Annotated in this window: 17 protein-coding genes and 1 tRNA gene; 11 read left to right on the forward strand and 7 right to left on the reverse strand. The window is 56.4% G+C overall.

Annotated elements, in window-relative coordinates:
- Window position 1: 1 nt before the first annotated feature.
- The 3 genes from CWM61_RS06580 to CWM61_RS06590 all read right to left on the reverse strand — a co-directional run bounded on the left by CWM61_RS06580 (window position 2) and on the right by CWM61_RS06590 (window position 1,851).
- Window positions 2–1,009, reverse strand: coding sequence for a zinc-binding alcohol dehydrogenase family protein (locus CWM61_RS06580; protein ID WP_008806800.1), 1,008 nt, complete (start codon window positions 1,007–1,009; stop codon window positions 2–4).
- A gap of 112 nt (window positions 1,010–1,121) precedes the next feature.
- A complete protein-coding gene (locus tag CWM61_RS06585) occupies window positions 1,122–1,589 on the reverse strand; it encodes a DUF3237 domain-containing protein (RefSeq protein ID WP_074386928.1) in 468 nt (155 codons plus the stop codon).
- A gap of 167 nt (window positions 1,590–1,756) precedes the next feature.
- A tRNA-Sec gene (locus tag CWM61_RS06590) sits at window positions 1,757–1,851 on the reverse strand.
- 292 nt (window positions 1,852–2,143) lie between these two features.
- On the opposite strand from CWM61_RS06590, the gene CWM61_RS06595 reads away from it, so the two are divergent.
- The 11 genes from CWM61_RS06595 (at window position 2,144) to CWM61_RS06645 (ending at window position 13,876) form a co-directional block, all read left to right on the forward strand.
- On the forward strand, window positions 2,144–3,538 hold the full coding sequence (locus tag CWM61_RS06595) for a glycoside-pentoside-hexuronide family transporter (RefSeq protein ID WP_100630951.1): 1,395 nt from the start codon (window positions 2,144–2,146) through the stop codon (window positions 3,536–3,538).
- A gap of 12 nt (window positions 3,539–3,550) precedes the next feature.
- Window positions 3,551–5,869, forward strand: a complete 2,319-nt coding sequence (gene yicI / locus CWM61_RS06600; protein WP_100630952.1) for an alpha-xylosidase — start codon at window positions 3,551–3,553, stop codon at window positions 5,867–5,869.
- A 267-nt stretch (window positions 5,870–6,136) separates the two neighbouring features.
- The gene (locus CWM61_RS06605; RefSeq protein WP_100630953.1) at window positions 6,137–7,708 is read left to right on the forward strand and encodes a BglG family transcription antiterminator; all 1,572 of its coding nucleotides are present in this window, start codon (window positions 6,137–6,139) and stop codon (window positions 7,706–7,708) included.
- A 10-nt stretch (window positions 7,709–7,718) separates the two neighbouring features.
- Entirely contained in the window at window positions 7,719–8,189 is a 471-nt protein-coding gene (locus CWM61_RS06610; protein ID WP_074386932.1) for a PTS sugar transporter subunit IIA, read from the forward strand.
- Window positions 8,190–8,210: 21 nt separating this feature from the next.
- Window positions 8,211–8,525: a PTS fructose transporter subunit IIB gene (locus tag CWM61_RS06615; RefSeq protein ID WP_015369119.1), complete on the forward strand. Its 315-nt coding sequence runs from the start codon at window positions 8,211–8,213 to the stop codon at window positions 8,523–8,525.
- Window positions 8,526–8,548: 23 nt separating this feature from the next.
- Window positions 8,549–9,640, forward strand: a complete 1,092-nt coding sequence (locus tag CWM61_RS06620; RefSeq protein WP_074386933.1) for a PTS fructose transporter subunit IIC — start codon at window positions 8,549–8,551, stop codon at window positions 9,638–9,640.
- Window positions 9,641–9,651: 11 nt separating this feature from the next.
- Window positions 9,652–10,503 (forward strand): class II fructose-bisphosphate aldolase, encoded by an 852-nt coding sequence (locus tag CWM61_RS06625; RefSeq protein ID WP_074386934.1) that lies wholly within the window; start codon window positions 9,652–9,654, stop codon window positions 10,501–10,503.
- Window positions 10,504–10,583: 80 nt separating this feature from the next.
- Entirely contained in the window at window positions 10,584–11,444 is an 861-nt protein-coding gene (locus CWM61_RS06630; protein ID WP_074387090.1) for a ketose-bisphosphate aldolase, read from the forward strand.
- Between the two features lie 49 nt (window positions 11,445–11,493).
- A complete protein-coding gene (locus CWM61_RS06635) occupies window positions 11,494–12,411 on the forward strand; it encodes an ROK family protein (RefSeq protein ID WP_074386935.1) in 918 nt (305 codons plus the stop codon).
- Window positions 12,408–13,082: a D-lyxose/D-mannose family sugar isomerase gene (locus tag CWM61_RS06640; RefSeq protein ID WP_100630954.1), complete on the forward strand. Its 675-nt coding sequence runs from the start codon at window positions 12,408–12,410 to the stop codon at window positions 13,080–13,082. Before CWM61_RS06635 ends, CWM61_RS06640 begins: the two co-directional genes overlap by 4 nt.
- A gap of 71 nt (window positions 13,083–13,153) precedes the next feature.
- On the forward strand, window positions 13,154–13,876 hold the full coding sequence (locus CWM61_RS06645; protein WP_100630955.1) for a MurR/RpiR family transcriptional regulator: 723 nt from the start codon (window positions 13,154–13,156) through the stop codon (window positions 13,874–13,876).
- 358 nt (window positions 13,877–14,234) lie between these two features.
- On the opposite strand, the gene CWM61_RS06650 is transcribed toward CWM61_RS06645, so the two are convergent.
- The 4 genes from CWM61_RS06650 to CWM61_RS06665 form a co-directional block, all read right to left on the reverse strand.
- Window positions 14,235–15,614 carry a glycoside hydrolase gene (locus tag CWM61_RS06650; RefSeq protein WP_100630956.1) on the reverse strand — a complete coding sequence of 460 codons (1,380 nt, stop codon included), beginning with the start codon at window positions 15,612–15,614 and terminating at the stop codon, window positions 14,235–14,237.
- A gap of 12 nt (window positions 15,615–15,626) precedes the next feature.
- Window positions 15,627–17,186 carry a PTS transporter subunit EIIC gene (locus CWM61_RS06655; protein WP_100630957.1) on the reverse strand — a complete coding sequence of 520 codons (1,560 nt, stop codon included), beginning with the start codon at window positions 17,184–17,186 and terminating at the stop codon, window positions 15,627–15,629.
- 254 nt (window positions 17,187–17,440) lie between these two features.
- On the reverse strand, window positions 17,441–19,138 hold the full coding sequence (locus tag CWM61_RS06660; protein ID WP_100630958.1) for an AsmA family protein: 1,698 nt from the start codon (window positions 19,136–19,138) through the stop codon (window positions 17,441–17,443).
- A gap of 140 nt (window positions 19,139–19,278) precedes the next feature.
- Window positions 19,279–20,670: a nucleobase:cation symporter-2 family protein gene (locus CWM61_RS06665; RefSeq protein ID WP_008806808.1), complete on the reverse strand. Its 1,392-nt coding sequence runs from the start codon at window positions 20,668–20,670 to the stop codon at window positions 19,279–19,281.
- Between the last annotated feature and the right edge of the window lie 103 nt (window positions 20,671–20,773).

The raw sequence follows: 20,773 nt of genomic DNA on the forward strand, positions 1-20,773 counted from the left end.
CTTAAAACCCCTCGAGCACAATCTTGCCGACGGCACGCCCGGTTTCCAGCTGGCGATGCGCTTTCTGCAGATTGGCGGCGGTGATGGCGCCGTAGTGTTCGCCGAGGGTGGTTTTGATCGTGTGGCTGTCGATCAGCGCCGCCACGCGGGTGAGCAACTGATGCTGGGCGATCATATCATCCGTCTCAAACATTGAACGGGTGAACATAAATTCCCAGTGCAGGGACAGGCTTTTCGCTTTCAGCGGCACCACGTCGAGGGTCTCCGGGTCATCAATCAGCGCCAGCTTGCCCTGCGGGGCGAGGGCGTCGATCAGCGCGTTGAAGTGCTGCTCGGTGTTGGTCAGGCTGGCGACATGGGTCACCGCGCTGATGCCAATGCGCGCCAGCTCGTTGGCGAGCGGCTTGCTGTGATCGATCACATGGTGCGCGCCCGCCTCGCGGACCCACTGCTGGCTCTCCGGACGCGAGGCGGTGCCGATCACCGTCATGGCGGTCAGTTTGCTGGCCAACTGGGTCAGGATTGACCCCACGCCGCCCGCCGCGCCGACGATCAGCAGCGTGTCGCCCGCATTGCCGCCTTCCTTAACGCCGAGACGGTGAAACAGCAGCTCCCAGGCGGTGATCGCCGTCAACGGCAGCGCGGCGGCAGCGGCGTTATCGAGGGTGCGCGGTTTGTGCGCCACCAGGCGCTCGTCCACCAGCTGATATTCACTGTTGCTGCCGGCCCGGCCCAGCGCGCCGGCGTACCAGACCTCATCACCCGGGGCGAACAACGTCACCTCCTCACCGACGGACTGCACCACGCCAACGGCGTCCCAGCCCAGCACCCGCGGCGTGTCGCCCTGGAATCCCGCGCGCACTTTGGTGTCCACCGGGTTGACCGAGATGGCTTTCACGGCGACCAGCAGGTCACGCCCGTGGGCGGTGGGAACCGGCAGGTCGATCTCGGTTAAAGAAGGGATGTTGTTGCCGTCAGCGGCGGCTTGAGTAATAGCGATAGCTTTCATAACTGCTCCGGTCTGCGATTCGGGTAAAGGAAGAGAGGACGCCATCGTAGACCGCTGCCGGAAGGGGAAAAACGGGCTAACGGCAATAACAGTTATACGCAGAAAGTGAAAATCAGCCCACCTGATAGAAATCGAGCATCACGCCATCCTGGGTTCGTCCACCGGAGCAGATAAACAGCGAGGTGGTTAGCCAGCTGAGCGCGGGGGTATCCACCTCGAAGGAGGGAACAGTGCGAAAATAGATGGTTTCTGGCGGAATATCGCTAAAAAAGCGCATATCGTCGGCGAACAGCTGGTCATGATACTGGGCCGGCACCCGGCGGATGCCGTTATTTTCCACATAGACTGTCCCTTCCGCCACCTGCAGGGCATAGCGGGCGGACAGCCTGCAGGTGCCGTCAGGTTCGATTATCTGGCTGTCGACGCCGCCGGGCAGCACGTGGCCGCGAAGTTGACCCGAGACGCTGCCGCCGACAATCGGGATCAGCTGGCGCTTACCGGTCTGCGGGCTGCGGGAGACAATTATCGGTTTATCAACCTGGATGGTAATGGAAAAACAGTGTCTGAGTTCGGGGGTCATTATGGCTCTCCTGTTTCGGTTGGCAACGGCACGCGGCCACCGCGCCAGTGTAACGGGTTTGCGAGAGACAAAATAACGCAGGGTTTGGATGAAAATGATTGGCTGGGATGATGAGTTTGGGGGGGCTCAGGTTGGTATGGCGTGGCTGTTGGGGAGCAGAGGCAAACTGGCGGAAGATCACAGGAGTTGAACCTGCCCGGGACCGCTGGCGGCCCCAACTGGATTTGAAGTCCAGCCACCTCACCGGAGATGACGATCTTCCGCGCCTCGATTGCTACATGGAGGCGGGGCGCATTATAGCTACTTTCAGCCGTTTACCACATACCTAAACGCACTTTTTTACTGTTAAAACTGGACTTTACAGAACAGTCCTGGACAAATCCTCACAAAATCCGTGAGTTACACTTTTTCACTCGCTGATTCCCTACCACGATCACAGAAAACAAGAAACGTAATCTGATAACGAGATATCGCAATTCATCTTACTGCGGCAAAGGTTTACAAAAATCGTAACCGGTACCAATCCGCGGTGCCGCTAAGGGAATAGTGCGCAAATGAAAGATCATATTCTGTCCGTCAAAGAGAAAATTGGCTACGGTATGGGTGACGCCGCCAGCCACATCATTTTTGATAACGTCATGTTATACATGATGTTTTTCTACACCGATATTTTCGGTATCCCCGCCGGCTTTGTCGGCACCATGTTCCTGCTGGCGCGGGCGCTGGATGCGATTTCCGACCCGTGCATGGGCCTGCTTGCCGACCGTACCCGTAGCCGCTGGGGTAAGTTCCGCCCGTGGATCCTCTTCGGCGCTATCCCGTTCGGCCTCGTCTGCGTGCTGGCTTACAGCTCGCCGGATTTAAGCCACAACGGCAAGCTGATCTACGCCGCCGTGACCTACACGCTGCTGACCCTGCTCTACACCGTAGTGAATATCCCCTACTGCGCGCTGGGCGGCGTGATCACCGACAACCCGACGCAGCGCATCTCGCTGCAGTCCTGGCGCTTCGTGCTGGCGACGGCGGGGGGCATGCTCTCCACCGTGCTGATGATGCCGCTGGTCAACTTTATCGGCGGCGAAGATAAAGCGCTCGGCTTCCAGGGGGGCATCGCGGTGCTGTCAGTCATTGCCTTCCTGATGCTGGCCTTCTGTTTTTTCACCACTAAAGAGCGTGTCGAAGCGCCGCCGAGCAGCACCTCGATGCGTGAAGACCTGCGCGATATCTGGCGCAATGACCAGTGGCGGGTGGTCGGCGTGCTCACCATCCTCAATATCCTCGCGGTCTGCGTTCGCGGCGGCGCGATGATGTACTACACCACCTGGATCATGGGTTCGGCGGCGCTGTTCACCGTCTTCCTCACCACCTACTGCGTCGGCAACCTGATTGGCTCGGCGCTGGCGAAACCGCTGACCGACTGGAAATGCAAAGTCAGCGTCTTCTGGTGGACCAACGCCCTCCTGGCGGTGCTTAGCGTGGCGATGTTCTTCGTACCGATGGACGCTGAAATCACTATGTTCGCCTTTATCTTCGTCATTGGCGTACTGCACCAGCTGGTGACCCCAATCCAGTGGGTGATGATGTCCGACACCGTCGACTACGGCGAATGGTGCAACGGCAAACGCCTTACCGGCATCAGCTTCGCCGGCACCCTGTTTGTGCTCAAGCTGGGGCTGGCGCTGGGCGGCGCGCTGATCGGCTGGATGCTGGCCGGCGGCGGCTATGACGCCGCCGCCAAAACCCAGAACGGCGCCACCCTCACCATCATTATCGCCTTGTTCACCCTCGTTCCGGCGATGTGCTACCTGCTGAGCGCGGTGATCGCCAAACGCTACTACACGCTGAAAACGCCGTTCCTGAAAAAAATGATGGCCGAGCTGGCCGAGGGCGCGCGTCGCAACGAACAAGAATTCACGGCAGCCCCGATCGACAAAGAATGGCAAAACTAAGAGGACGCTTTAATGAAAATCAGTGATGGAAATTGGCTCATTCAACCAGGGCTCAACCTGATCCAACCCGTACAGGTTTACGAGGTGGAGCAGCAGGGGAATGAAATGGTGGTTTATGCCGCGCCGCGCGATGTCCGTGAACGCGCCTGGCAACTGGATACGCCATTGTTCACCCTGCGCTTTTTCTCGCCTCAGGAAGGGATAATCGGCGTGCGCATGGCGCACTTCCAGGGCGCGCTGGATAACGGCCCGCACTATCCGCTGAACGTGCAGAAAGACGTCCATGTCGAAATAGAAAATACGGCCGAGTTCGCCGAGCTGAAAAGCGGCAGCCTCAGCGTGCGCGTGACGAAAGGTGAATTCTGGGCGCTGGATTTTCTGCGCAACGGCGCGCGTATCACCGGTAGCCAGCTGAAAAACAACGGCTACGTGCAGGATAGTAAGACACAGCGCAACTACATGTTCGAGCGTCTCGACCTCGGCGTCGGCGAAACCGTTTACGGCCTTGGCGAGCGCTTTACCGCGCTGGTGCGCAACGGCCAGACGGTAGAAACCTGGAACGAGGACGGCGGCACCAGCACCGAACAATCCTACAAAAACATCCCGTTCTATCTGACCAACCGCGGCTACGGCGTGCTGGTCAATCATCCGCAGCGCGTCTCCTTCGAGGTGGGCTCGGAAAAAGTCTCTAAAGTCCAGTTCAGCGTTGAGGGCGAATACCTTGAGTACTTCGTGATCGACGGCCCGACGCCGAAAGCGGTGCTTAACCGCTATACGCAGTTCACCGGTCGCCCGGCGCTGCCGCCGGCATGGTCGTTCGGTCTGTGGCTGACGACCTCGTTCACCACCAACTATGACGAAGCGACGGTGAATCGCTTTATCGACGGCATGGCCGAGCGCCATCTGCCGCTGCACGTCTTCCACTTCGACTGCTTCTGGATGAAGGCCTTCCAGTGGTGCGATTTTGAATGGGATCCGCTAACTTTCCCGGACCCGGAAGGGATGATCAAGCGCCTGAAGGCGAAAGGGCTGAAGGTCTGCGTGTGGATCAACCCGTACATCGGCCAGCGCTCGCCGGTGTTCAAGGAGCTGAAAGAGAAGGGCTACCTGCTGAAGCGCCCGGACGGTTCGCTGTGGCAGTGGGATAAGTGGCAGCCGGGGCTGGCGATTTATGACTTCACCAACCCGGAAGCCTGCCAGTGGTACGCCGACAAGTTAAAAGGCCTGGTGGCGATGGGGGTCGATTGCTTCAAGACCGACTTCGGCGAGCGTATCCCGACCGACGTGCAGTGGTTTGACGGTTCCGATCCGCAGAAAATGCACAACCACTACGCCTTCATCTATAACGAGCTGGTGTGGAAGGTGCTGAAAGAGACCGTCGGCGAGCAGGAGGCGGTGCTGTTCGCCCGCTCCGCTTCGGTGGGCGCGCAGCAGTTCCCGGTGCACTGGGGCGGTGACTGCTACGCCAACTACGAATCGATGGCGGAAAGCCTGCGCGGCGGGCTGTCGATCGGCATGTCCGGCTTCGGTTTCTGGAGTCACGATATCGGCGGTTTCGAAAACACCGCGCCGGCCCACGTCTATAAGCGCTGGTGCGCCTTTGGCCTGCTCTCCAGCCACAGCCGCCTGCACGGTAGCAAATCCTATCGTGTGCCGTGGGCCTACGACGAAGAGTCCTGCGACGTGGTGCGCCACTTCACGCAGCTGAAATGCCGTATGATGCCGTATCTCTATCGCCAGGCGGCGCTGGCCAACGAGTTCGGTACGCCGATGCTGCGCGCGATGATGCTCGAGTTCCCGGACGATCCGGCCTGCGACTATCTCGACCGTCAGTATATGCTCGGCGATTCGGTCCTGGTGGCGCCGGTGTTCTCCGAAGCGGGCGAGGTGCAGTTTTATCTGCCGGAAGGGCGCTGGACGCACCTGTGGCATAACGATGAATTGCCGGGTAGCCGCTGGCATAAGCAGCATCACGATGCGCTGAGCCTGCCGGTCTACGTTCGCGACAACACCCTGCTGGCGCTGGGCAACAACGACCAGAAACCCGATTATGCCTGGCATGAGGGCACCGCCTTCCAGCTGTTCCAGCTCGAGGATGGACGCGAGGCACGCTGTGACGTTCCGGCGGCCGACGGTTCGACGATCTTCACCCTGAAGGCTATACGCCAGGGCAACACCATCGCCGTGAGCGGCGAAGGTGAGGCCCGCGGCTGGACGCTGTGTCTGCGCAATATCCCGCAGGTCGCGGGCGTGCAGGGCGGTACGCAGGCTGGCAGCGAATGGGGTGTGGTGGTGAGCGCTCAGGGCAATACGTTGACGATTACGCTGTAAATAAAAAACTCCCGCAGCATATTGCGGGAGTTATTCTTCGGCGAATTTGAGATCGTTATCACGTATATTTATTGCAAAAGTGTGATCTGACTTATAAATATTCTTTCTTTCTCCGGGTTGTCTTATTTCTGTCCGGATGTCCGGACACGATTTAGTATTGTTGTTTACTCCCTCTCTCCCTATATTTATCCTCAATGATTTTCGTGGAGATCGCGTCGTATAGCGATGTCTTATTGGCATTAATCTGCTATGCAATAAGGGTAAATAATGCAAATGGTTACCTCGCGACAGAACAGATTATTAAAATTTCTCTTGCCTAAACGAGAATACGTTACGTTATTGAAAATAGCTGAACACCTGAATGTTTCAGAAAAAACAGTTCAGCGTGACCTACGTTTTCTCGAACAATGGCTCTCTGACTGGAAAATCAGTATTGATAAACGTGCCGGCGCTGGTGTCATGCTATTGGCTGATAACGTCGCCGATCTGTTGCAACTAGACCAGTTGCTCAGTAGCGAAAGCGATGATACAGATGCCATGATGAATAATTCCCGGCGTGTGAAAATTGCTTCTCAGTTATTAAGTGAAACGCCGCGTGAAACGTCGATCAGTAAATTGTCAGAACGTTATTTTATTAGTAGCGCCTCGATTGTGAATGATTTAAAAGTGATCGAATCATGGATTAGACCACTGGGTCTGGTGCTCATTCGTAGTCAGAGCGGTACTCATATTGAGGGGAGTGAATCACATGTTCGCCAGGCCATGGCTTTATTAATTAATGGTGTTATTAACCATAATGAGCCAGGGAATATTATTCACTCCCGTCTGGATAGCGGTAGCTATAAAGCCTTAGTGCATTATTTCGGTGAAGAAGATGTCATCTTTGTGCAGTCACTTTTACAGGATATGGAACGTAAACTCAGTTGGTCGCTGGGCGAGCCGTATTACGTCAATATCTTCACCCATATCCTGATTATGATGTATCGCATCACTCGAGGTAATGCGTTACCGCGCCGCGAACAGGGACATCCGTTATTTGATGAGTCCATCTTTCGTATCGCGCAGAATATGCTGAAAAAAATTGAGGCCCGCATTGCCCATCCTTTACCAGAGGACGAAAGCTGGTTTATTTATCAATACATTATTTCGTCCGGCATGCTGGTGGAAGAGCGTGATGATATCAGCATGCTGTGCAATATACGCTCCAGCGATGAGGCCCGGCAAATCACCTCCCGGCTGATCGCCTTGTTTTCCTCGGTGGTTGATATCGATTTGACGCATGACACCGCGTTATATGAAGGGCTGCTCATTCATATCAAGCCACTGCTCAACCGACTGAATTATCGTATCTATATCCGTAATCCGTTGCTTGAAGATATCAAAGGCGAATTAACGGAGGTGTGGCCATTAACTCTGCGGGTGGTGAATCAGGTATTTGCCGCCTGGGGCGAGAACGCGGTATCGGAAGATGAAGTGGGTTATTTAACTGTCCATTTCCAGGCTGCAATGGAGAGGCAGGTGGCCAGAAAGCGGGTACTGCTGGTGTGTTCGACCGGGATTGGTACTTCGCATCTGTTGAAAAGCCGGGTCCTCAGGGCCTTTCCCGACTGGACCATCGTCGGCGTACTGCCTGCGGGTAGTTTACATACGCTACAGCGACAGGATGATATTGAACTGGTCATTTCAACCATTCATCTGCCGGAGATTGCGCTACCGGTAGTCTATGTAACGGCTTTTTTTAACGATGCCGATATTAAGCGGGTAACAGAAAAAGTGATCACTGAGAAATTACACCATGCTGCAACGTCAACTGCCAGCAATGAAATTTTATATCCATGAGGTAAATAATATGGACATCAGCCGAATTTTAAATACTAAGCGTGTATTGCTGGATATGAAGGCCACGACTAAAGCGGAGGTGATTGAAGAATTAACCGATCTGCTGCAGAAAGATGGGGCCATAAGCTGTCGAGAAACGTTTATTAAGGATGTTTGGCAGCGTGAGTCGGAAGGTTCGACCGGATTTGAAAATCACATCGCTATTCCTCATGGGAAATCATCTGCGGTGCTGAATACTACGCTCGCCATTGGCCGTACTCGCCAGGATATTGCCTGGGAAACGCTCGATGGAAGTCAGGTTCGTTGCATTATTTTATTTGCCGTCCGTCTGGAAGATCAAAATACCACCCATATCCGCTTACTCTCCCAGGTCGCTGGAGCGTTGGCCGATGATGACATTATTGCGCAATTGCTCGAAGAAACCAGTCCGCAGAAGATTATTGATCTCTTTAGTCAATATGCTGAATCGGATGTTTACTAACAATAACTATTGGAGTCTGAGATGAATATTGTCTGTGTTGCCGCCTGTACGGCGGGTATTGCTCATACTTATATCGCACGTGAGAAGTTAATGAAAGGCGCGAAAGCGCTGGGCCACAATGTCAAAGTTGAAACTCAGGGAACAATAGGTACTGAGAATGAACTGACAACCGAAGATATTGCTGCCGCCGATGTCGTTATTCTTGCCGTTGATGTGAAAATTAAAGGCGAAGAGCGTTTTAAAAACAAACGAATTGTCCGCGTGAAAACGGAGGTCGTTATTAAGTCACCGATTCAGTTCATCGAAAAGGTCGAGAAATCCTTAGCGAATGCCTGATCCTTATTCTGGAGGGATCTACCATGAGTGAGAATAAACCACCTGTCTCGCAGGAAATTAAAAAGCACTTGTTAACGGGTATTTCATGGATGATACCGCTGATTGTTGCCGCCGGGATCTGTATTGCCCTCGGTCAGATATTAGGCGGTACTAATGTCGCCGAGAACGTCGGCACCATCCCGTGGATGTTGAATCAAATCGGCGGTTGGGGGATGGGGCTCATTGTCCCGCTCATCTGTGCGGCGATTGCCTATTCCATTGCCGACAGACCCGGTTTTGCGCCAGGACTGATTGTTGGCTTTGTCTGCGGGCAGATCCACACCGGTTTTATCGGCGGGATGCTGGGCGGTTTTTTGGTGGGCTACACGGTGCTTCTGTTAAAGCATTACGTGCGGTTGCCAAAATCAATGCAAGGGCTGATGCCCATTATGGTGCTGCCGGTACTAAGCACCATTATCAGCGGACTGTTGATGATGACCCTGATAGGCAAGCCGATTGCCTGGTTGCAGGAGGCCTTGATTCATCTGCTGGAATCGATGCAGGGCGGTTCACGATTCCTGTTGGGGGCCATTCTTGGCGCGATGGCCACCTTTGATTTTGGTGGGCCGGTGAATAAAACCATGTCGTTATTCGCCGATGGCTTGCTGGTGAGCGGGGTCTATGGGCCGGAGGCGGTCAAGTTTGTCGGCTCCATGATCCCGCCGTTCGGTATTACGTTGTCCTTCCTGCTGACCCGTCATAAATATACCCGTGCCGAAAGTGAAGCGCTTAAGGCCGCCTTCCCGATGGGTATCTGCATGATCACCGAAGGGGTGATCCCTATCGCGGCCCGCGATCTGCTGCGGGTGGTGGGATCCTGTGTCGTGGCTTCGGCGGTCGCTGGCGGCTTGATTATGACCTGGGGTGTGGAAAGTCCGGTTCCACATGGAGGGATGTTTGTGGTGCCGCTGTTCACCCATCCGCTGTTGTTTTGTCTGGCGCTGGCGATTGGGACGGTTATCTGTGGCGTGATGTTGTCGCTGTGGAAAAAACCGGTCACGGAGCGTGATGAAGAGTTTGATGAACTGAGCGACCAAAAGGTCGCCGATGATGAAATCACCTTTACCCTTGAGTAAACGGAGGCCCTATGTTTGCCGATATGAAGCAGATGGTTGAGAAAGCCTGGCGTGAACAGTATGCCCTGCTGGCGATTAACTGTATGAATCTGGAGAGCGCCCGCGCCGCGGTACGCGTGGCGGAAAAATACCGCGCGCCGATTATTCTCAATCTCTATCAGGGCCATCTGGCGCATTTCCCGCCAGCGACGGCGATGGCGGTGGCCAGGACCCTTGCCGAAGAGGCCAGCGTTCCCGTGACCTTGAGTCTCGATCATGGGAAAGAACCGGTGAAGATCCGCCAGGCTTTTCGCGCTGGATTCAGCGGGTTGATGATTGACGCTTCTGCATTTCCACTTGCGGAAAATATCCGCCAGACCCGTGAAGTGACTACGCTGGCTGCCAGCGTCGGGCTGTGCGTTGAAGGGGAGCTGGGGCATCTGGCGGATGCTCCGCGCTATGACTCTGCGACAAATGCCGACCTGATGACGCAACCTGCGGACGTCGCTCCGTTTATCGAGCAAACCGGTATCGACTTACTGGCGGTCTCCGTCGGCACGGCCCACGGCATGTATGCGCTTGGGGTGACGCCCGCGCTGGACTTTGACCGTCTGGCGCAGGTGCAGCGAGCCTCTTCGGTGCCCTTAGCGCTGCACGGTGGCAGCGGTACGCCATTTGATCAGCTTGCCCGCTGCCCGGCATTTGGCGTGGCGAAGATTAATGTCGGCGCGGCGGTATTTGAGGCCGGTAAAGCCGCACTCCTCCACACCCTTTGCCATGACAGCTCTATTGAACTGGCCGATGCCATGGCGGTGATGGAACACGCCAGCGCTGAAGCTATCATCCCTTACTTACAAGCGTCCGGCGCCATGAACCGCGCCTGATTTACTTATCAGTCACGCCCTTTATGCCAGCGCATATTCGCCCTGGCAGGGCGAACTACACCCTGAAACTGGAGAAGACCATGTTAGTTTCCATGCAAGAAATACTGAAACCGACTCGTGAACACGGCTTTGCCATCGGCGCATTTAACGTTGCGGACAGCTGCTTTATTCGCGCCGTCGTGGAAGAGGCGGAAGCGACAAATACCCCCGCGATCATTTCCATTCACCCCAGCGAGCACGATTTTGTCGGCGATTCCTTTTTTAGCTACGTGCGGGACATCACTCAGCGTAGCCGGGTGCCATTTACACTGCATCTCGATCATGGCGCGTCGGTGGAGCATGTGCTGCGTGCGATCCAGTGCGGTTTTACCTCGGTGATGATCGATGGGTCGCTGTTGCCCTACGAAGAAAACGTCGCTTTAACCCAGGAAGTGGTCAGGCTGGCGCATGCGGTTGGCGTTTCTGTTGAAGGTGAACTGGGGACCATCGGCCAGACGGGAACGTCGGTAGAGGGTGGGGTATCGAAAGTCACCTACACCGACCCGGCGCAGGCGCAGGATTTTGTCACTCGCACCGGCGTCGACACCCTGGCGGTGGCGATTGGTACCGCGCACGGCATCTATCCAAAAGGGATGCAACCTGAACTGCAGATGCACATCCTGCGCGATATTGCCGGACGGGTGTCGATCCCGCTGGTGCTGCACGGCGGGTCCGCCAATCCGGATGCGGAAATCGCCGAGTCGGTCACGCTCGGCGTTGGGAAAATCAATATCTCCAGCGATATGAAACACGCCTACTTCCTGAAAGTACGTGAAATTTTGACTAAAGAGAGCTGGTGGGATCCGAATGTGATTTATCCGGAACCGATTACTGCCGCACGTGAAGTTATTCGCCACAAAATGAAGTTGTTTGGTTCCACCGGCAAAGCAAGCTTGTATTGACCCAGTCGGAAGGCGGGCGTACCCGCCTTCCAATCGGCAGGAGGCAAAGATGAATTACCTCGGACTGGATGTTGGTGGGACGAAAATCGCCGCCGTCGTGATGGATGAGCAGGGACGGGAGCGGGGGCGTTATCGCTGCGCAACACGGAAAGAAAACCGTCAGGCATTTATGTCGTGCATCGTGGATTTCGTTGCCGATATTCGCGCGCGGACGGGATCGCCGATGGCTATTGGCATCGCGTTGCCGGGTAGCGTTTCGCCACAGCATGGCGCCATTCGTAACGCCAACATTCAGGTGATTAACGGCTATCGTTTACAGGATGCGCTTGAACAGGCGCTCGGTCAGCCGGTGGTGTTAGCCAACGATGGCAATTGTTTCGCCTTATCAGAGGCATGCGATGGCGCGGGGGAAGGGTTTCCATCGGTTTTCGGCATGACGTTAGGCACCGGCTGCGGAGGCGGAATTGCCCTGGAGCGGCAACCTTTCGTCGGCGCCTCAGGTATTGCCGCAGAGTGCGGGCATATCGCCTTGCCCGGCTATTCTCCTGAGGAGGATGGGCCGCCGACACGCTGTTATTGCGGCAGGTTTAACTGTGTGGAGTCCTTTATTTCCGCAACGGGGCTATGTGAACGCTATCGACTGCTAAGTGGAGAGTCTTTGTCGAGCGAGCAGATTCTTGCCCGCGCGCAGGTGGGAGAACCCGCCGCTTGCCATCAGGTCCATCGCTTTCGTCAACAGCTGGCGCGGACGCTGGCGACTATCGTCAATATCATCGATCCCGGCGTGATTGTGCTGGGCGGCGGTTTATCCAACGCGCCGCAGCTGGTGGCGGATTTACCCTCGGTGGTCGCCCCGCTTGTCTTCACCGACCATTTTTCCACCCCTATTATTTCTGCGCGGCATGGCGACAGTAGCGGTATGCGCGGCGCCGCCTGGCTTGCCGTGCGAAGCGGAGTAAAACCATGAAACGTTCCCAGATTAACTATGCAATAGATAAAGCGCTGGCGATGGCCGAAACTTTTCGTATCAGCCTGCCGGAATTTGCTCACTTTACGGCATCATGCTGGCCGCAAAAGCGGCGTGAAGGTTGGCATGAAGTCCAGGATTTACAGCTTGGATGGGATGTGACGGATTTTGGTAGCGGTTGCTTTCGCGAAACGGGCCTGACGCTGCTGACGTTACGCAACGGTTCATTATCCGACCCGCGTTACGCCAAACCCTATGCGGAAAAAATGTTGCAGATTCAGCCAGATCAGCAAACGCCCTGGCATTTTCATTACCACAAAATGGAGGACATTATTAACCGTGGCGGCGGCGACCTCTGTATGCAACTGGCCTGGGCGACACAGGACGAACAGTTAGATCATCAGCGTCCCGTTAGCGTGGCGATCGATGGCTGCCGGCGTACGCTGAAACCCGCTGAAACGCTGGTGCTACATCCAGGACAGAGTGTCTGTATACCGGTGCGCCTCTATCATCGCTTCTGGGCCGAAAAAGGGATGGTGATGGGTTGGGAAATCTCGATGGTTAATGACGATCGTACGGATAATCGTTTTCTTGAGGCCGGCGGGCGTTTTCCCTCAATCGAGGAAGATGAACCCGCAAAATGGCTGCTGTGCAGTGAATACCGGCAATGACGTTGAGAGCCATCCCACAGACCTGGTTTCCCTCAGGTGATAGCGTATTCTGCCGCTGAGAGGAGCCTGCCATGGATTTAGAAAGTATCTTTCGTGACGTGAAGCTAAGCAAAACGGAAATGACCGTGCTGCGCTTTATTCAGAACGACCCGGAGCAGTGTATCCGCCAGGGAGTCCGCGCTGTGGCCGAACAGTGCTACAGCAATCCCTCTTCGCTGGTCCGGCTGGCGAAGAAACTGAAGTTCAGCGGCTGGCTGGAGCTGGTCTATTTCATCAAGTTCAATATCACCATGCCGAAGCTCGATGTCACCAACGATATCGACTACATGAGCGTTCAGCCGGAAGAAGCGCTGACGCCGCTGCTGGCAAGCCTTGCGCAGCAGCGCGTCCTGATCCACGGCAGCGGCTTTTCACAGCTGATCGCCCAGTATATTTACAACAAGTTCCTCGTCACCGGCGTCAACGCGAGCCTGGCGCTGTGGCCGGATTACGAAATCCTGGAACAGAAAAACGCCGCCCGCTTCGACTCCATCTGGATAATTTCTAAATCCGGGCGCAGCAGCTCGGCGCTTAACTGGGTGAAGGCCCTGGAGGGGAAGGAGATTAATCTGGTCTGCTTTACCGGCGATTATCAAAGCCCGCTGGCGCAGGCTGCGGATACGGCGTTTATTATTCACGACCCGCAGAAGTTCGATGATGATATTTACTGGAGCAATCCGTTTTTCGGCTACTGCATCTTAGGCTTTGAGCGACTATTGAAGATGTGGTTTACCAGCGTACGTAGCAATAGTTAGCCCCCGCTAAGCGCGGCGCGAGCGGGGGGTGTTCCCGGATGGCGGCTGGCGCCTTATCCGGGCTACTCAATCGGGTGAGCTGTAGCCCCGCTAAGCGTAGCGCGGGCGGGGGAGTTCCCGGATAGCGGCTGCGCCTTATCCGGGCTACTCAATCGGGTGGGCTGTAGCCCCGCTAAGCGCAGCGCGAGCGGGGGGAGTTCCCGGATGGCGGCTTGCGCCTTATCCGGGCTACCGGGTGATGCGGCTATTTTGCCGGGTGGTGGCTTACGCCTGACCCGACCTACATAAAATACAAACCGCTCCGTTCGTAGCCCCGCTAAGCGCAGCGCGAGCGGGGGGATCCCATCGGCAATGCGGGTTACTGCCAGGCGGCGAATTGCTCATCGTCGAGGTAGGCCTCGACCAGGGTTTTCGCCAGCGAATATGAACCGATCAGCGGGTGCGCCATCAGCGCCCGCACCGCCAGCGATTTATCCTGCTGCAGGATTGCCGCCACCGCCAGCCGCTCATACTCCTTCACGCAGGAAATCATATTCTTCTGCGCCGCCGGCACCTTCACCGGCGTCACCGGCTTGAGGCCCTCCCGGCTCAGGTCGCAACTGATCTCAATCACGTCGTCAGGGCGCAAAAAGTCGAGCGTGTCGTTATTCTGGATCGATACCACGATACGCTTGGTGGTGGTGCTGTTCACCGCTTCCAGAATATCCAGCGCCACCCCGGCATAGCCGCCGGTGTCCGGCTCTTCGATAAACTGGCGCAGCGTCAGCGGTTCGCGGGTGTGGAATTTTTCCTGCTGCGACTCATTCTGCATATAGCTGTTTTCCCGGCGCAGGTAATGCTGCATCCAGATGGTGAAAGCGGCTTCCGGTTGCGTTCTGGCATCCACGGTGCGCAGCGCTTCGCGCATCTCCTGATTGATACGGGCGATCTGCTCTCCGCGCGTCTCGCCGGCCTCCTGAATCGCCTTCAGCGCCACCTCTCGATAGTAGTAATAATAGAGATATTCATTGAGTAGCTGATTATCGCAAAGCCGCACCAGCTCCGGGGAGAAGTACTGCATCGCCGTCTTCTGGTACAGTTCCGGGCTGGCGATCAGCCGTTCGGTCACCTCTTCCCCGCGTACGGTGAAGTGGGTAAACCATGAGAAATGGTTCAGCCCATAGCATTCCACGCTGAGGTCGTGTTCCTCACAACCAAGGATCGCTGGCAGTTCACGAATCAGCTCGGAGGGAGCATCGCAGATCCCATAGACCCGGCGCTTAAAACCGGACTTGATGATCGCTTCCGTCACCAGGCCTGACGGGTTAGTAAAGTTAAACAGAATGGCGTCTTCGGCGGCATGTTCTTCGATCAGCCGGCAATAGCGAAGGATCGCCGGGATCGAGCGCATGGCCATCGCGAAGCCGCCGGCGCCGGTGGTCTCCTGGCCGAGGGTGTTATGCTGCAGCGCAATGCGTTCGTCGCGAATGCGGCTTTCGTCACCGCCAACCCGTAGGGTGGTAATGATATAGTTCGCATCCTGCAGCGCCGCGACCGGGTCGGTAGTGGTACTAAACTGAATATCCGGGCGAATAGTATTAAATACATAGCGGGCAATTTCGCCAAATATCGCCAGATTATCAGCAGAGTTATCGAGAAAAACCACTTCTGTTAAACCAATGCGATGAGCGTTATAGGCCAGAGATTTCGCTAAAAATGCAGAGCGAACGCCGCCCCCGCCTAATACGGTTAATTTCATACAAACTCCTCATTAATTTTCTGCTAACCAGTTATCAACCCGGGAACGTACCTGTCCCACTTTTACGCCATAAATAACCTGAACTTCATTACGATTTCGTACGATGCCATTGGCGCCGGTATTTTTTAATTGCGCGTCATCAACCAGCGCCATATCGCGCACAGCCACGCGCAGACGAGTAAAACAATTATCGACGGAGAGAATATTCGCCTTGCCCCCGAGGCCGCGGATAATGTCATCGGTGACCGACTGTGGTTGCGCGACTTTCTGGCGGTACTCTGCTTTGCTGTAAAGCTTCACGTTCTCGTCATCTTCCCGGCCCGGCGTTTTCAGGTTCAGCTTCACCACCAGGGTGCGGAAAATCACGTAGTAAACGGCGAACTGGCCGATACCGATAAGGACATAGCCCGGCCAGCGCGTTAAGGAGACCGGCAGCGGCAGGTTATAGATCAGAAACTCGATCAGGCCCGATGCTCCCCAGGGACGTACGGTGAAGATGTCGCAAATGGCCTGCGAGGCGGCGGTTAACGTCGCATGGATCACCCACAGCAGCGGCGAGACAAATAAGAAGGTGAACTCGATCGGTTCGGTGATACCGGTCAGCATCGAGGTGATAATCGCCGGCAGCAGAATCGCCTTCGCCATCACTTTCTTCTCCGGCTTCGCGGTGTGGTAGAACGCCAGCGAGGCGCCCGCCAGGCCAAAGATAGTGGTCATCCCTTGCTGCGAAAAACGTAATGCGTCGTTCATGACCGGCGTCAGGTCGGGATGGCGCATATAAGCGAGGAAAATGGCCTGGGTCCCGGAGACCACCTGACCGTCCACGTTCAGGGTGCCGCCAATCTGGGTGAGCTGGAAGGGGGACCAGACGAAATGATGCAGGCCGGTCGGGATAAGAAATTTTTCAAAGAAGCCATAGACGAAGACCCCGGCGACCCCGGCATTTTTCATAAAACCGGTGAGGGCGGAGATGCCATGGGTCATAAAGGGCCAAATCCAGGTAAAGGCGATGGCGTAGAAGATAACCACCGGCGTCATCGCCACCAGCGTCAGCTTAGCGCCGCCGTACATCGACAGCGCGCCAGGCAGTTCAATGGCAGAGACTTTATTGTGCACCCACGCAATCGTGCAGCCGAGAATAATGCCCAGGAAAACGCCCATATCCACCACCACAAAGCCCAGCAGCTGGGTTTGTCCGGTGCCATAATATTCACCGTTAATTTTTTCGGCGAGTCCGTGGGTGTGTTCCAGCCAGGAGTGATTGGCGCCAAGGAACATAATGAAGCACATCACTGAAACCAGCGCGACTTCGGTTTTTTTATCTTTTGCCAGACCATAGCTAATGCCGACGCAAAATAATAAGCCGAGGTTGCCAAATAAAGGCCAAAAGGTGTCGCCGAGCATTTGCCCAAGCTGGTGTAAGAAACTGGTTTCAGCAATTAATGTCGGATTAGTTAATACTGAACTGAGGGCCAGAATTAAGCCAATGACCGGCAAGAACAATACGGCGCCGATCATGGCCCGGGAGAATTTTTGCATATTCTCCAGAATACGCTGACGTATTTCAGGCATGATTGATCCTTTTATATTTTTGTAGGTACAGGGAGCGGTTTTTTTATCGACTTCCAGTAATTTGGTTATAGCAATTCTGATATTTGAAAGGAACCTGTTGCGCTAAATAGGTACAGATAGCCGCTTATTGCACACAGGTTTCAGGACCCTCACCCCAACCCTCTCCCTGAAAGGGAAAGGGAGTAGCCAGAGCGGAGTTTTGCCGGGAAGTGTTCCCTCTCCCCGTGGGGGAGAGGGCCAGGGTGAGGGGGAGTTTACTGCGGCGCGGCGGGCGCGGTGTTGACCTCGCCGTTGCGCATCGTTTGCGCCACCTGCTGTTTCTCCATATTTACCGCACTGAGCTGCCCGTTAACCGTCGGTTTGAGCGGGACATCGGCCCGCACGCTGCCGCTGGCGGTCAGCTGGAGATTGCCGTCCCCGTTAATGGGAAGCGAAGGCCAGCCCCAGGCCTGCAGAATACCCAGCGGCACGCCGCGGCCGTTCAGACTGAGATTAACCTGGCGCTGGGGTAGCTGCGATACCGCGGCGGTGGCCTGCAGAATGCCGCGCTCGGTGAAGGCGCTAAGCTCAGTGATATTGACCGTAGACGCCGTCGCGCTCAGCTTGAGTGACGGGCGGCGCACGTCTATCCGGTTAAAAGTCGCCGCCGCGGCGTTCAGCGTCGCGCTGCCGTTCCATACTCCCCAGCTGCCGTTTTTCACCAGCTGTAGCTCGCCGCCATAGCCATCGAGGGCGGTAATTTGCCACGGGAAGGCAGGGTCCACATCAATGATCAGGTTACGGCTGGCGCTGAATTTTTTCAGCGTCAGGCTTTGCAGCCAGGCCGGCATTGGCTCCATCCACAGCTGTTTCCAGTTCGCCGGCAGCGTGTACTCCAGTCCGGCGAAGGCGGTGTCGTCGAGCACCAGGGCGTTACCGGCGCGCAGCCAGTTGCCGGAGGTGCGCACCATGCCGCCCTCCCAGCGTGAGGTAAACTGGCGCAGCGCAATGCCCTGGGGAGAGAATTCAGCATTCAGGATCGGGTCGAAGAAGTGCAGCGAGCCGTAGATAAATTCGCTGGCGTTCATCGACAGCGTGCCGTCCTCGCTCTGCCAGCCGCCGTGGCTGAGCGTCAGGCTGCGCAGGCTCAGGTCGAGGTCGGTTACCGCCCAGTCCGGCCCCTGCAGGCGGGCGTCGGTGATATCCAGGCGGCCAATCTGCAGGGAGGGGACGGTGGTCAGCGGGGCGAAAAAGTCGGCCAGCGATGAGGCGCTTTGCAGTCGAATCTCATTGAGCTGGAGGTTATCCACCAGCCAGCTGCCGTCAGCGCTGCGTTTTGCATTGCCGGTTAAGGTGCCGCGGGCGACATCGGCGCCGAGGGTGGAGAGGGTGACCTCGCCATGATCAATCTTACCCTGAATCAGGACGTTGCTGGCTTCGACGCCATTGAGGGTCATCGAGCCCGCACTCATCTGGATCTGCGCCGTGTTCCCCAGCACATTGCCTGCCTCCGGCGCCCATGGGCTGACGCCGCCGGTGACGCGCTGCGCGCTAAGCGCCCAGCCGGTTTCCGGACTGTTGAAGGCCATATTGCGCAACATCAGCCGGTCGGCAGCGAACGGCAGGGCCGCGGAGTGGGGAGACAGATTCAGGGTGCCGTCGTTAAGGACTATCTCATTCGCATGCAGCGGATCGCTAAACTGGCGGGTGCTGAAGCCAATATCGACCGTTTTTGCCACCAGGGTGGCCGGCTTGCCTTCCCGGCCAAAGGTGACGTTTTGCAACTGCACATGAAGAGGGGAGGAGAAATCGTGTTCCATCGCATCGAAGGAGACCTGCCAGCCGGTGCCATTGCTGAGCCAGGCGCTGGCCTGGCGGGCGCCCCAGTGGGTTTGCAGCAGAAACCATGCGCCAACAATGACGAGCAGCAGAGCGACTAGCAGCCAGAGAATCAGCTTTCCAAGAAATTTCATGGTCTTCCATTCTGTGAGATGCACATAACCGTGTTATGCCCGATTTAGGCGCACTTCTCAAGGCGGGCGTGGTTTATTTCCGTGATGAGGCAGGTCGTGGAGAGCGTCCCGGCCGATAGCACGACCGGGAGCGCGTCAGATCAGGCTTTTTCTGGCGGGAAAATTAAATTCAGAACAATGGCTGTGATACCACCGGCGGCAATCCCCGAGGAGAGCAGGTTTTTCAGCCAGTCTGGGGCGAACTGCAGGATCAACGGCTGCTGCGACACGCCGAGGCCCACCGCCAGTGACAGGGCGATAATCAGGATCGCCCGACGGTTCAGCGGCTCACGGGAGACGATGCGCACGCCGGACGCGGCAATGGTGCCGAACATCACCAGCGTAGCGCCGCCGAGCACCGGCTCAGGGATGTGCTGCACGAAGCCGCTCACCGCCGGGAACAGGCCGAGGACGATCAGCATCAGCGCCACCACAAAGCCGACGTAGCGGCTGGCAACGCCGGTCAGCTGGATCACGCCGTTGTTCTGGCCGAAGCAGGAGTTCGGGAAGGTGTTGAAGACCGCGGAAACAAAGGAGTTGAGGCCGTTAGCCAGCACACCGCCTTTCAGGCGTTTCATATACAGCGGGCCGGAAACCGGCTGTTCGGAGACGTCGGAGGTGGCGGTGATATCGCCGATGGTTTCCAGGGAAGTGATCATAAACACCAGCATCAGGGGCAGCAGCAGGCTCCAGTCGATACCGAGACCATAGTAGAGCGGCGTCGGCACGGTGATGAGGCTGCTGTTGGTCGGGGCGGTATTGGCCGGCAGCATATCGAGGAACCACGCCGCCAGATAGCCCGCCGCCATGGCGATCACCAGCGAAGCGATGCGCAAATAGGGATTACGCTGGCGGTTGAGAATAATGATCAGCGCCAGCACGATGCCCGCCAACAGCAGGTTCTTCGGCGCGCCGAAGGTGTGGTCGGCCATCGCCGCATAGCCGCCGCCGATGGAAGTCAGTCCGACCTGAATCAGCGACAGGCCGATAATCATCACCACCACGCCGGAGACCAGCGGGGTAATGATGCGGCGCGCCAGGTGCAGGACGCGGGAGAGGACCATTTCCGTGCAGCTGGCCAGCATCAGGGTGCCGAACAGGGCGGCCATCATGGTGGGGACGTCGGCGCCGCCGGTTTTCAGCGCGGTACCGCCCATGATCAGCGGGGCGACAAAGTTGAAGCTGGTACCCTGAATGGAAAGCAATCCGGAGCCGACGGGGCCCCAGGCTTTAATCTGAATAATGGAAGCGACGCCGGAGGCGAACAGCGACATGCTGATGATATGTTGGGTATCTTGTGCCGGGAGACCGAGAGCCTGGCAGATTAACAGCGCTGGAGTGATCACCGCGACAAACATCGCCAGCAGGTGCTGGAAGGCGGCGAACAGGGTTTGCGGTAGCGGTGGACGATCTTCGAGGCGGTAGATTAATTCGCTAGCTGATTTATGCGCAACCGGTTGCGCATTTTCTGACTCTGCGGTGTTAACGGACATCACAAGCAATCCCAAGGTGGCAAAGCGGGAATTTTATCGGACTGTAGACCAAAAGCAAACGTTTGCCAGCATTTGGTCATAAAAATTTATGCCGTGAATATGC

Source organism: Klebsiella sp. K-Nf6, from assembly GCF_002806655.1.
In the GTDB taxonomy this organism is placed as follows: domain Bacteria; phylum Pseudomonadota; class Gammaproteobacteria; order Enterobacterales; family Enterobacteriaceae; genus Klebsiella; species Klebsiella variicola.

Bases quoted from the DNA above. Each gene is read 5' to 3' on its own strand.
- CWM61_RS06665 (WP_008806808.1), bottom strand. From the start codon at position 20,670: ATGTCCGTTAACACCGCAGAGTCAGAAAATGCGCAACCGGTTGCGCAT.
- CWM61_RS06630 (WP_074387090.1), top strand. From the start codon at position 10,584: ATGTTAGTTTCCATGCAAGAAATACTGAAACCGACTCGTGAACACGGC.
- CWM61_RS06580 (WP_008806800.1), bottom strand. From the start codon at position 1,009: ATGAAAGCTATCGCTATTACTCAAGCCGCCGCTGACGGCAACAACATC.
- CWM61_RS06645 (WP_100630955.1), top strand. From the start codon at position 13,154: ATGGATTTAGAAAGTATCTTTCGTGACGTGAAGCTAAGCAAAACGGAA.
- CWM61_RS06650 (WP_100630956.1), bottom strand. From the start codon at position 15,614: ATGAAATTAACCGTATTAGGCGGGGGCGGCGTTCGCTCTGCATTTTTA.
- CWM61_RS06595 (WP_100630951.1), top strand. From the start codon at position 2,144: ATGAAAGATCATATTCTGTCCGTCAAAGAGAAAATTGGCTACGGTATG.
- CWM61_RS06660 (WP_100630958.1), bottom strand. From the start codon at position 19,138: ATGAAATTTCTTGGAAAGCTGATTCTCTGGCTGCTAGTCGCTCTGCTG.
- CWM61_RS06585 (WP_074386928.1), bottom strand. From the start codon at position 1,589: ATGACCCCCGAACTCAGACACTGTTTTTCCATTACCATCCAGGTTGAT.
- CWM61_RS06655 (WP_100630957.1), bottom strand. From the start codon at position 17,186: ATGCCTGAAATACGTCAGCGTATTCTGGAGAATATGCAAAAATTCTCC.
- CWM61_RS06605 (WP_100630953.1), top strand. From the start codon at position 6,137: ATGCAAATGGTTACCTCGCGACAGAACAGATTATTAAAATTTCTCTTG.
- CWM61_RS06635 (WP_074386935.1), top strand. From the start codon at position 11,494: ATGAATTACCTCGGACTGGATGTTGGTGGGACGAAAATCGCCGCCGTC.
- yicI (WP_100630952.1), top strand. From the start codon at position 3,551: ATGAAAATCAGTGATGGAAATTGGCTCATTCAACCAGGGCTCAACCTG.
- CWM61_RS06620 (WP_074386933.1), top strand. From the start codon at position 8,549: ATGAGTGAGAATAAACCACCTGTCTCGCAGGAAATTAAAAAGCACTTG.
- CWM61_RS06615 (WP_015369119.1), top strand. From the start codon at position 8,211: ATGAATATTGTCTGTGTTGCCGCCTGTACGGCGGGTATTGCTCATACT.
- CWM61_RS06640 (WP_100630954.1), top strand. From the start codon at position 12,408: ATGAAACGTTCCCAGATTAACTATGCAATAGATAAAGCGCTGGCGATG.
- CWM61_RS06610 (WP_074386932.1), top strand. From the start codon at position 7,719: ATGGACATCAGCCGAATTTTAAATACTAAGCGTGTATTGCTGGATATG.
- CWM61_RS06625 (WP_074386934.1), top strand. From the start codon at position 9,652: ATGTTTGCCGATATGAAGCAGATGGTTGAGAAAGCCTGGCGTGAACAG.